Consider the following 12,630-nt stretch of genomic DNA (forward strand, 5'->3'; position numbering starts at 1 on the left):
TATCATTTATATCTTACTCCTCTCCATTTTCTTCCTTGTTTTTAGCTTTAGCACTAGGATCACTTCTTATTGTTTCATCAGAATTTTTTTGCTGATCTGATTGTTTTAATGTTTTAGGTCTATCACTCGTTGTTTTATCAGAACTTCCTTTAGAATCTTCTTTTTTGTCTGGTTGCTTTGGCGTGTTAGGTAATTTAGCCTCAATTTTTCCCCGATCTTTACTCATTTTCTGCTTGATACTCTGTATCATACTTTGGGTCTTATCATCAAGGCCAACGGTTGACAGCATAGCTTGCGATGCGCTCTTAGCAACTGTACCAACACCGCCAGTAACTCCATAACCAGAGCTAAATAGTGTTTGTACCATAGTTTCCGATATAGAAACAAAAGCTTCCATTGCACCGGCAATAATGAGGTATATAAACGCCTGGATTAGGTCTATAGGTAATGCTGCAAAGTGTCCACCAGCCCTTTCTCCGGTACTGAGTGCAACATCAACGCTAGTGCCAGGACTGTATCCAAGAGGCAGTATTGATTTCATCAAGCACAGATCATACGATAAGAAATTTACGCTAATTAAACATTGATAGCATGCAGAAAAATTTGTGAGGTTATATAAAACTGAATACATCAACTGATTTAAAAGAGATAAAAATGAAAATAAAATGACTGGTTCTAATGAAACATGAGCCAACGTTTTTATCCAATTATCAAACAAGGGTTTAGTCTTTTGAAATAGAATAAATACGATAAATAAAGGTGTTAATGACAGTAAAAACGCCACTAGAACAGTAGATATTACATATTTAAACGTAGCGCTAATAATGCATTTTAAGAACATAAAAGTAGCGTAGAGTATTGCCAAAAATGCAATAAAGCCAAAAGGACCAGAGAGCATCAATGATAAAAACTTTAACCAAGTTTCTGCTGTGAATAATACTCCTGCTGTCAAGTCTAAGAATGCAAATTTTCTCCCCCCTTCCCCTATATAGCCAGAAAAGCTATCAACCAAATAAGTGCTACCATCTATAAAAAGTCTGGATAAAGTTGTACCAAAAAGTTCCCAGCTTCTATCGCTAAAGGCAAAAGCTATAAATGCTATCTTGAACATTCTTACAATGAAATCAAATTTACTTAGCTGTATTGTTCCAAGCATATAGCCAACGACAGTAAATATAACGTATAGAGTAAGCAAAGCTCTTACCCCTTGAAGAAGACCTCTTGCATATCCTTTGTATGAATCTTTAACGCTGTCCCCAATTACTTCTTCTTTTATAAGTTTAAATACCCCGTTTACATTCGATGAAATAAAATCATTAATTTTTCTTTTAACAAATAAAGTTACTGTGTACTTATTATTTTCATAATATTTGCCATTTTTATCTGTAATGTCATCTCTCTCTACGTTGCTTACATTGATGCCGAAATATATCTTCTTAGATTCTTCGTTCTGAAAGTGTTCTCCGCTTATTACATCTAATATGGTGTACTCATCTTTTCCGTTTACTCTTTCTCTCACTCCTACCACTTTAAAATCATTAGTTCCCACACCATGCAAATCTTTAGGTGGCTCATCACCTAAATATACATATAATTTTTCGCCATTAATATATTCACATGATCTAGTCACTTTAACATGGTACCCTCCTCTATTATAGTAATAATGACCATAATCTGCGATAGCGAGCATCACACTGCTACCAGGTGTTACACTTCCTATTGGATAGTCATGATTTAATTTTAAGGAAAAATCTTCAAAATTATCACTGATTTTTGAGCATACTAGTTTATCATTTTTCTCCTTTCCTGCTTCTCCTCTTTTTGGAAGACATTGAATACCTTTAGCATCGCCCTTCATATCATTACGCTTGCCTTCAGAAATACTTGCATCACCTGGATCGCTTATTTTTGCAACAAGAGCCTCAGCCCAAGATTTATCATCTTCAGTAAAACTACCTACTTTAACATTCCCTTCCATTTTTTCTAGATAAGAATACATATCACATTTATTTCCTTTATCGTACTTCTTATACCTTATAGAGGAGACACAGTTCCGTTCTCCTGCTTGACCTAAACCATAGTTCCATATACCCTTCTCAGTATAGCATATATTTTGATGGTAACAGTTAAGCTCATAGGAGGAGTACTTTTTTCTCTCATCAAGACTACAGTTTTTTCCATCACATAACTCGTTCAATCCTATTTTAGCGCGGCGTAAATCAAGTAGTGAACCATATACCCATGGTTCGTTGTCTTGAATATAACCTTTATTAAAATGCACCTTATTATCATATGGGGTATACCCATTGCCAACTAGCACTTTGCTTTCCTTTGCTTTTGTTTTATCAAGAGGTAAAAATTGTATTTTATTTTTTGTACCATCTTTACCATCACAAAAAAACTCTCCCCCCTGATGTACTTCACTCACTGTAGCTTTCTTATATACAGTTTCCTTACGGTCATTTTCTACAGCTTTATAACAATTGTCATCAAAATTGATGCCTTTCCCTTCTGGATTGTCGTAATCAATTGTTATTTTTCTGGGAACTAAGCTGAAGCTTAACTTGTCACCAGGATTTACTTTAATTCCAGTGTCCACATAACGTCTATTGCTGCCAAATCCTTTGCCACCACATAGTTCGTTTTTACTTTCATTAACACCATAATTGTTAGGTACACTATTAATATCCGCAGCCTTACTATAATTTGGTTCTGAGCCATCAGCACAAAAGCTAGCTGGCACAAGTACTTTCCTTGGATTTTTGTCTTCTTTAAAAGGGCAAAAATTTACTGATCCATCGAGGGTGAATTTGATTTTCTCACCCTGACTAATTACCTGACCAGAATCAACCCAATGAATTTTATCGGCTTTACGAACTGGAACATCCACATTAACGCTGGTGTTTTTGCTCTGCAACCCAGGCTCGACACAATCCATATTACAACCAGTGATTGCAAGACACAGTATCAACAATAGTGATCTTTTACTTATCATTGCTGTCTTCCTTGTGGTATCTGAGGCGTTGACCTTTGAGTCCCTTGTGGTATTTGAGGTCTTGACGTACCTGACTGTTGAGAGGCATCTCCTCTTTCTCTTCTTTGAACGCTTTGTTCATCTAACCCTACTGTTCCCATTAAGCTTTGTTGATACTGTCTTCCAGGTTCGCTTGCTACATAAGCACCAAACAACGAGTCAGATATTGCCGAAGAAGCTTCAACTAAAGCTTTCATAGCGTGTCCCAAAATAACAAAAGCCATCATAGCGGTAATATTAGGTGTATATTTGGAAGCATAACCATAAAAAATACAAGGGTTAAAAATCTTTAGGTTAATATTAAGTATACATGTAGAGCAGACCTCAAAATCAAATACTGAATACACAATATAATCCATAACCTGACTTATCAGTGATATAAAAATTAAAAGGACCACTGGATGAATTGCAAATCTTGCTAAATTTTTAACCCAGTTTTGAAACATCTGCCTAGTATACGCAAATAAAAGACAAATAATAAAAATAGGTGCTAAAGAAAGTAATAACGCAACTATTGCTATAGATGTAATAAAAGAAAATAAGGCATTAAAAATAGATAAGCTCACTGTGATTAAACCCCAAATCACCAAGCAAAAAGATACAATGCCCAAAGGGCCAGAAAATATAAGAGATACTATTAACAATACTGAATGCGATGACAAGAACCTATTGAGCGGCAAATCAAGAAACTCAAAAACATTTGAAGTAGTGCCTCTAAAATTTGCTATTTCTATTAGTTGTTTTGGAGTGTTAATAAATATAGAGAATGCGTTGTTATAAAAAAAGTCCCAGCTATTATCCTGCAATAGCTGGGCGATGATTCCTATCTTTACGCATATAATTAAAAACTCATATATAGAAATATGAGTTAATCCAAAAAAGTAATAAAGAGTATATAAGATTATATATAGTACTAATAGTGATATTATAGTAGATCTAATGGTATTTGTTCTGCTTGATTTTATAAAACTTTCGTAAAGAGACTTCACAGGACTAGTATCAGAGTGAATTGCGTTAGGGTCTTTATAATTAGAGCCGAAAAATGCAGTTTTCACTTTTTCATCAAAGAAATTATATATTGCACTAAAAGTTTTTGTAGGTGGCTCTTTAGTTGTTAGGTTAATACTAAACTGACCTTCATTTTTGTAATCGCAGCCATGGTCTCTTATTCCGTAATATATGGTGCCTTTTTTTTCTTTTAACTTTTCCTTTAAGCCTTCCATGTACTCAGTATCATGAACTTTGCTGATATCTACAGATATATCCGCTTGGTTTTCACCAGGCTTATGCTCAGGAAGTTTGTCAGAGACGCTTATATACAAGCTATTTTCTAGACTGTGGTTCTTTGTTACTCTTATATTGAAACCACCTTTGTCATTTTGATCGTAGCAGTACTTGTCATTTCTACTACATAAACTAAAAATTAATCTTGGTGTTCGATAGTTATCTCTTATCTTGTGATCACAATTAGTGCATAAACCACCTTCTGGAATGTGTTCAAAATTCTCATTATCCATGTAAGCACGTAATAGTGTAATGTCAGTTTTTACCTGTTTTCCCTTTAATACGTTACTAATAATTTCAGCAACAACAGATTCACCACTAGAATTTAAAGCATTGAATAGCTCAATTTCTATATTATTATATTCAATATACACGCAATCCTCGCCTCTACGACCAGAAGAAAATTTACATATACGTCTACAGAGTGAATTTAAAATGTGCGTATCTATCTTACTTGCACTGCTCTCTGAAAGCTTGCTGCAATCTATATTCTCTCCTTGTTTTATAGAGTTAATAATATTTTCAATTTCCTTTTTTCTTTCATCTTGATCTAACTTCGAAAACCAGTACTCTCTTCCACTCAACCATTGCGCATCGCCTATTATATATTTATTAGGACATATCCCATCCTTGCCACCTTGGCATTTCTCTTGATTTAAAACATGTGCAAAATGTTCCGTTTCTTGCTCGCTACACTTTTCGTCGATTTTCAAATACCTGATTTTTGTCTCACTCTCTTTATCTTTACACACTTTACTTCCAATCACACTAAAGCTTATCGTATCGCCTTTTTTAAGTGCAAATGGTAATGCAACGTCATTTCTCCCAGGCCCAATTGCAAAATCTGCATACTGCTTAGGACAAAAATTAACCTTACTAGGCACTATATCAATCTCTGTTACTCTTATTCTATCTGAAATATTAACACCAGAATCAACCCATTTCTGCTCTGTTGACACTATATCTAGTTTTTCACGCAAACCTGATAAATTTTCTGGCTTAATACAGTGATGTTCCCCGCAGCCTGACAGAAAAAAAAACGGTATTATCAGCAAAAATTTTAGCATAAATCCAACTCATTCAGTGCTTTTGTTAACACTCTCGGAGCTACTAGAACCAGAACCTCGAGATTTACTCTTGTCTCCACCACTCAACTTCTTAGCAGCAGCACCAGCAACTCCAGCAACACCCCCAGCAGCAGCTTTGGCAGCAGATAAAGCTTTGCCCACCATTTGTCCAGGTGTCTGACCTGAGCCAAGTGCTGCTCTATGGTTACCAGCAAGTTCAGCAGCCATGCCAGGAAGAATGTTTAAAAAGTGGTAAAAGAGGAATAATACTAAACACAATTTTAATAATTCTCCGATGAGAGAGCTGCCAAATTCCATGTATGTAAAATCAAATAGACCAAGTATGCTGCTCTTTTTAAAGCTATAATTTTGCATCATACATGCAAGAGTAGTTTCATTGTTATCACATTCCCCATCTCTCAATTTAAACCACTGTTTTTTCTTACTAGCTGAGGGTTTTGCTTGGTTATTTTCATATGACTTATCCGGTTCAAAATTTAAATTTTTATAATAGATTTTATCACATGCTATAAACATAAAAGACAAAAACGCAAAAAGGATAACCGGGTATAAGCTATAGGTGATCAATTCTCTTACCCAGCCGTCAAAATATCCTTTGGTGTGTTGGAATAAAACCATAGGGATGAACAAAGGTGATAAAATGATGATTACACTCAAAGCAACTAGAGATAAAATAAATACATAGCACAGCCACAAAATAACCATCATCAGCAAAATGGCCATAAATATAGCAACAAGAGCTATTAAAATCTGTCCACCAGCAAAAATAATACCGATTACCGAACCTGCAACTAATAAGACAGGAGCAGCACCAAGCAAGACTGCTAACGTTGCAACACCTCCAGTACCAATTTTGCCACCAATTCCATCTAAAGGGGCACCTAAATAAAATAAAATTCTACAATCAAGCCTATCCCAAGGTGCAAGATAACTGTAAGATACCCTCTTTCCTGCACGAGTATATTCATAATCTGTACCTGCTTTATAATTACATATGCCTTTACTTTCAGATGATGCTTTTAGCACTATCTCTGACAAACCATTTGAGAGACGAGTTAATTCTCCATAATAATGAGACATGGTACTGCCTGTTGTGAAGTAAATCACTAAAGCGAATTTTATGATCAACATATACATTTCTTGAGGCCTCTGAACTCCACCAGACATGGCTTTTATAGAGAACAGTATTAAAGCTAAAACTAAAACAGCAGTTACAGTGTTTTTCAGCCTTTTCTGTGCTACAGATATAAAACTCTCACCATTTGGTGCACCTTTACCTGCAACTAAATTATCTAACGATTCCTTAATGCATTGCACTATCATAGAAGTTACGGGAATAGGAGCTAATGATTTACTCCCTGCCTGGTTATAACAAGCTTCAGAAACATACGAGCTAAAACAGCCAGCATTATCATAACCTACAAAAATTTTCCCCCCTTGTCCGTTGAGTCTTTTTTCTTTAGATCTGATAATAGTTTTATAGTCATCATTATTACCAATAGGAACTTTTTCCTCTCCTGTACCATCTTTATTTTTGAATATCATCACAGATTTTTCACACATAGGAGCAAGTGGGTCAGGTGGCAATTCCGTGCACCCCATATCAACCCCTTGCGGCCAAGGAGTCATTTCGATACCAAGCATTTTCACACTTGCTAACTCCACACATAATCTGCCCATTTTTCTTACTGCTTTAAATGTAGCTCCATGTATGGGTTCGCTCTGTCCTGCTTTGAGAACTTTACATTTCAGCTCACCATCAACCTTCGGGGACCATGACCCATCTACATATCCAGTATCTTTCTCCCTGACATCAAAATCTATGTATCCAGTTTCTTTTCTGAAATCAAAGTCTTTCTTGTTAAAAAGATTACCAAAAGTTAAAGGGTTTCGATGACATACTTCTATATATTCACTGTATTGCACACCGTTTTTTGGCCAGTAATAACTCTCTGTACTCTCCTGAACGTTAGAATTTAAGGCTTCTTTTTCTGCTCTTTTCCCGTCATAATCTTTTTTGTTCACGTCTTCCCGAGCTTTATTTTGCAAACAAGAAAAATATTCCTCTTCTGTTTGGTAATTTTCATTGGTGCAGCCACTATAACCTGTGTCTTCTAATTTAAAATTTTTGTATTTTCCATCATGATCACGTGCAACTGGGTGTTTAACAAAACTATGTTCACAAACAACAAGCCCTCCTATCGCTTTCCAGACTCCAACAATTGCAGCTATCATTCCAACAATAACAAGAGCGGTAAACAAACCAGCAGAAGAAACGATCAAAACAATGCCAGTAAATATTGCGCCAACAGCAATCGCTATTCCAGCAAGTGCTGCAGCTGTTTTAAACGCTCCACAATCAGGATTAGAGGCACGACTAAAACTGCCAGTGGAATTAAATCTGCTAACAAATTCTGTCTTGTCAGTACCACTTACTCCATCTGCAAGCACTGGATATGAGAGTAAAAAGTCTATATTTAGTAAAAATATCGCAATTAATAGCAATGACAGCTTAGTCTTAAACATTTTTTACCTTCTGATAAAATATAGGCAACCATACTTTTGGGTTGTCCCCAACTTCATTTAATATATCGTGTAACAATAGAACACTTTCTGCACGTCCGGATAATACGTTGATTATATCATCCAGGCCTTTTAAGTCTATTCTAGCTACTACAGCATTGACTCCTTGTTTCACCAAAAAGAATCTAGTACTCGGATCTGTGTGCTTAATTAATATATATTCACGTTCAGTTAACATAAAAACATCCCGATAGACACTAGTAGCTTTCAGATTTGGTAAAAAAATCTGTGTCGCTGTTTGTTGTACAAGCGTATCGCTAATAGTACTTTTACTTGCATCCTCAACACTCTGAGTAGCAAAAATCACAAAAGCATTTAGTTTTCTCAGTACCTTCAACCAGTCTTTTATCTTGGGTGCAAAAACTGGATTATCTATTAACGCCCATGCCTCATCAAGAACGATAATAGATGGAGTGCCATCAAGAGATATACTAATCCTATGAAATAAATAAATCAAGACCGGTCCAAGAGCAACAGGATCTTTGAGCAAGCTAGCCATCTCAAAACCAAATACTCTTGCTCGTGAAAAATCTAGCAAATCTTCTTTATTGTCAAATATTGCAGCATGAGAACCATTATCATGCCACATAGATATTGCCCCAGCTAGAGTATCAGGACCTGCAAGCCCTAAAAACGGTACGAGGTTTCTCAAGAATCTGTCTTCTTTTCTTAATTTAAAATTTCCTTCAATTGCATCATTAATTCGTGCAATATCTTCTGAAGTAAATTTATCATTATATACCGAAATTAAAGACTTTATCCACTCCATTAAAAATGTTCTATTATCAGAGGTATCATCAAGTTGTAAAGGATTAAAATTTGTTTTAGTTCTTGGTTCTATTACAGTATAGATACCACTAAGTGCTCTTAAGAAAATCTCTGCACCGCGATCTTTATCAAAAAAGAATATCCTTGGAGAAAACTTCATCGCTTGGGCACACAGGAAATTCATTAAAACAGTTTTACCAGCACCAGTTGGGCCAATTATCATAGTGTGTCCAACATCCCTTATATGAAAGTTGAAAAAAAATGGAGTACCAGATGTCGTGTCAAAAACTGTAACGGCATCTCCCCAGTGGTTATTGAATTTATTACCAGTAGGATAATTATGTTGAGATGCAAATCCAGCCAAATTAAGACTACTTATTGTAGCTTTTCTCACTATATAATCGAAATTACCAGGAATTTGCGCCCAAAATGCTGGTTCAAGGTTAACTCTCTCACGTATAGGGTAAACACCGCAATTAGAAAGCTCTGATTCTACCAACGACAGAGCGTTATCCAATGATTTAGGACTTTTTTCTATACATAAAATAGTCAGGTGATGTTGACCAAACGCAATCTTACCACTCATTGCGTCATCAAGCGCTTGAGAAATTTCTGCTATTTGAGAAATAGCTTTATCTGCAGACTGTATCATTCGATTTTGCTGTATCTGCATTTTTCCAATCGCCATTTGCCTGTTTATAAATTGAAAAGATTGCGTAATTATAAACTCGTAAGGAAGTTGTAAAAACGAATCAAGCATTCCTGCAGAAGTATGATTTCCATATTCTTTGATACTAATTATTCCAGCATATTTACTCTCATTATGAGTCACAACCTGTATCATCTTACGGCCAAAGAATAACCTATGTACTGGTAAGTATCTTGATATTTCAGTTCTTAGCGGAAAAAGCGTATTTGTAACGAAGCCACAATTTACGATTCTAGATAGAAACTCCATTATTTCGCAGAACAAACCATCTGGAGTTTCTTTTACTCCAAGAATTTTAGGCGAATAATTTCTAAGGCTTGTCACTACACGATTTGTCGTTTCCTCTAAATCTTCATACGTGGCACGTATATCACTTTCCCAAGCATGTTTTGAAGTTACATGTCCGAATTTTTTTAGTAGATGTGACAAAAATTCTACTCCTTTTGTGTCCGCTCTACGGATAATCGTAATGTATAGGTCATTAATAAATGATTGCCTTGTTGCGTGTTTTTCTCTCCATTTTAGATTTACGTGATTAGCGAAAAAATTCGGCAAACCTTGACTTGCAAATTCATCAGAAAAAATATTTTTCTTACGTCTGATAGTATGAAAATACAAACTAAATGCCGGAGATGAAATGCTTCTTAGCATCTGATTCCTGATGTTGTTCTGTATGACTAAATCCTCGTCATCGGCAGTTTCAAATGCAAAACCACTTAATTTTATAACCTTAACCAACCAATTTTCTTTTGTCATCAAGGTTGTGCTATTCCAATAGCAAGAATAAGGAATAAATTCAGCAGCGTGAACTTCCCTGTTCAGAGTAGATTTATTCTTTGATTGAATAGCCCTAAACCTCAGCATCACACAACGTTAAGCAATATCATAAGAATTGGCTCCATGGTAAAAACGATTTAAACATTTCGAGCACTTTCCCAATTTTACCATAAATAATTCAATAAACAACGGTTCTTTTGCAGAAGCTATATAACCAAGTCCATGTATACCTGGTAACATTAAGAGAATCACTCTTAAATCATTTGAATTAATGAAAATTAGCATGCAAATCAGGACGTTTAATATTGCAAACATATAACTCACACCAAAGAGCATTGCAGGTCTTGTAAGACCTTTAAATAATTGATCTGTTTGTATACTACCTGTGGACATATCTTTAACCTTCTAATAATAGCTCTAACACTAATACTATATCATTATATTAAAAATCCATTGAAACTAGTAGCACTTTAAGTTAAGATACATTATTTAATCCCGATAATGACAAATTGGCCATTTCAAGAAGCAGAAAAAATATTGCAAGAGTTTCCTAATAAAAAAGAAATAATATTTGAAACTGGTTATGGACCCTCTGGTTTACCCCACATAGGAACCTTTGGAGAGGTTTTCCGCACTACAGTTATTGTAAATGCATTAAAAAAAATAGCTCCTGGTATAAAAACCAAAATCATTGCAGTTTCAGATGATATGGATGGTTTGCGAAAAATACCAGATAATGTGCCAAATCAAGAGATGCTAAGAGAGCACTTAAATAAACCATTGACTATGATACCTGATCCATTTGGCACTCATCAGAGTTATGGTCATCATATGAATTCATTGTTGTGTAAATTTCTTGATATGTTTGAATTTGAATACGAGTTCAGGAGTGCAACAGAGTGTTATAAATCTGGCGTTTACGATGAAAAACTTTTACTCTTACTGAAAAATTATGATAAAGTGATGGACGTAATGCTTCCATCATTTCGGGAAGAAAGACAGCAGACTTATAGTACATTCTTGCCAATATGCCCAAAAACTTCTCAAGTTTTACAAGTTCCAGTAATTGAAACAAATACAGAGAAAGGAACAATCACATATGAAGACCCAAACGGGGAAAAAATAGAAGTTCCAGTGACAAAAGGAAAATGTAAACTGCAATGGAAACCTGATTGGGGAATGAGGTGGGCCGCATTTGGAGTAAATTACGAAGCTCACGGAAAAGATTTAACTCCATCTGCTGTGCTTTCAAGTCAAATATGTGAAATACTTGGAGAAAAGCCACCACTTCTGTTTTGCTACGAGCTTTTTCTTGATAAAGAAGGAAAGAAAATATCAAAATCAAAAGGAAATGGCATTTCAATTGAAGAGTGGCTAACTTACGCACCAACAGAGAGCTTAGCATTGTACATTTTTCAGAGTCCTAAAAAAGCTAAACGTTTATATTTTGATGTGATACCAAAATCAACTGATGAATATTTAGAATTTGTAAAGCGTTATCATGAGAACAAAGAAAAGGATATAAATAATCCTGCTTGGCACATTCACCAGGGCAATGTTCCCAGTATAGAAACTTCAGGCATAAATTTCTCACTACTTTTAAACCTAGCAGCAGCTTGTAATGCTGAAAACAAAGAGATCCTATGGGGTTTTATATCCTCTTATGCACCAAACGTTACACCAGAAAATAATAAAATGCTTGATAGACTTTCAGACTTTGCAGTAAAGTATTATCACGATTTTATCAAGCCAACAAAATCATATAAAACTCCAAATGAAAAAGAAAAAGCAGCGTTACTAGATTTGAAGGACACTTTACATTCTCTATCTACAACTGCTACTGCTGAAGAAATTCAATCTCAGGTATTTTCTATTGGAAAAAAATATGATTACACCAACTTACGTGACTGGTTTCAGCTATTATATGAAACGTTACTTGGCCAAAAAACCGGTCCAAGAATGGGATCTTTCATAAAGCTTTACGGAATAGGTAATACGATTTCTCTCATAGAAAGCGCTACTAAATGTATACTTTAGAGTTTACCTCCTTTCATTTGAGCTCTTTAGTTTTAATAAGAATTCCTTGACAAACTCCGCTAGCCCCCTTATCATGAAACTGAAGCTATTGTATTTGCTTTCGCCAATCTGCAGATTAAAAGGTAAGGATTACTTAATGTATCGGCGTCTTATGTTCAATTTTTTGCAGTATATAGATACTGTATGTCTTTACAAAACTTCATCTACATCTAGATTTTTATCTAAATAAGCTGAACGCGCTTATAAAGCGTTACAAGACATCAAAAAATGCCAATACTCGACAGAGATAGTAAAAGACTAGCTAACTCGGGGATTCTTTGTCTTTTTTTCTGCTTAGTAAATTTCTTAAA

The 12,630-nt window shown here is 35.2% G+C and carries 6 protein-coding genes; 1 reads left to right on the top strand and 5 read right to left on the bottom strand.

What is annotated here, in order from left to right; translation table 11 throughout:
* Nucleotides 1–13: 13 nt before the first annotated feature.
* Genes OPR28_RS03915 through OPR28_RS03935 form a run of 5 tightly spaced genes read right to left on the bottom strand, consistent with a single transcriptional unit; the run spans nt 14 to nt 10,636 of the window.
* Nucleotides 14–2,995, bottom strand: coding sequence for a TrbL/VirB6 family protein (locus OPR28_RS03915; protein ID WP_265023547.1), 2,982 nt, complete (start codon nt 2,993–2,995; stop codon nt 14–16).
* Nucleotides 2,992–5,385 (bottom strand): TrbL/VirB6 family protein, encoded by a 2,394-nt coding sequence (locus tag OPR28_RS03920; protein WP_265023548.1) that lies wholly within the window; start codon nt 5,383–5,385, stop codon nt 2,992–2,994. Before OPR28_RS03920 ends, OPR28_RS03915 begins: the two co-directional genes overlap by 4 nt.
* A gap of 9 nt (nt 5,386–5,394) precedes the next feature.
* Complete coding sequence (locus OPR28_RS03925; protein ID WP_265023549.1) at nt 5,395–7,932, bottom strand: TrbL/VirB6 family protein; 2,538 nt, start codon at nt 7,930–7,932, stop codon at nt 5,395–5,397.
* On the bottom strand, nt 7,925–10,330 hold the full coding sequence (locus OPR28_RS03930; protein WP_010962886.1) for a VirB4 family type IV secretion/conjugal transfer ATPase: 2,406 nt from the start codon (nt 10,328–10,330) through the stop codon (nt 7,925–7,927). Before OPR28_RS03930 ends, OPR28_RS03925 begins: the two co-directional genes overlap by 8 nt.
* 9 nt (nt 10,331–10,339) lie before the next feature.
* The gene (locus OPR28_RS03935; RefSeq protein ID WP_007548615.1) at nt 10,340–10,636 is read right to left on the bottom strand and encodes a type IV secretion system protein VirB3; all 297 of its coding nucleotides are present in this window, start codon (nt 10,634–10,636) and stop codon (nt 10,340–10,342) included.
* 108 nt (nt 10,637–10,744) lie between these two features.
* Here OPR28_RS03935 and OPR28_RS03940 point away from each other — a divergent pair, with 108 nt between their 5' ends.
* Entirely contained in the window at nt 10,745–12,280 is a 1,536-nt protein-coding gene (locus OPR28_RS03940) for a lysine--tRNA ligase (RefSeq protein ID WP_265023550.1), read from the top strand.
* Nucleotides 12,281–12,630: the final 350 nt, after the last annotated feature.

This window comes from Wolbachia endosymbiont (group A) of Epistrophe grossularia (genome assembly GCF_947251435.1).
In the GTDB taxonomy this organism is placed as follows: Bacteria; Pseudomonadota; Alphaproteobacteria; order Rickettsiales; family Anaplasmataceae; genus Wolbachia; species Wolbachia pipientis.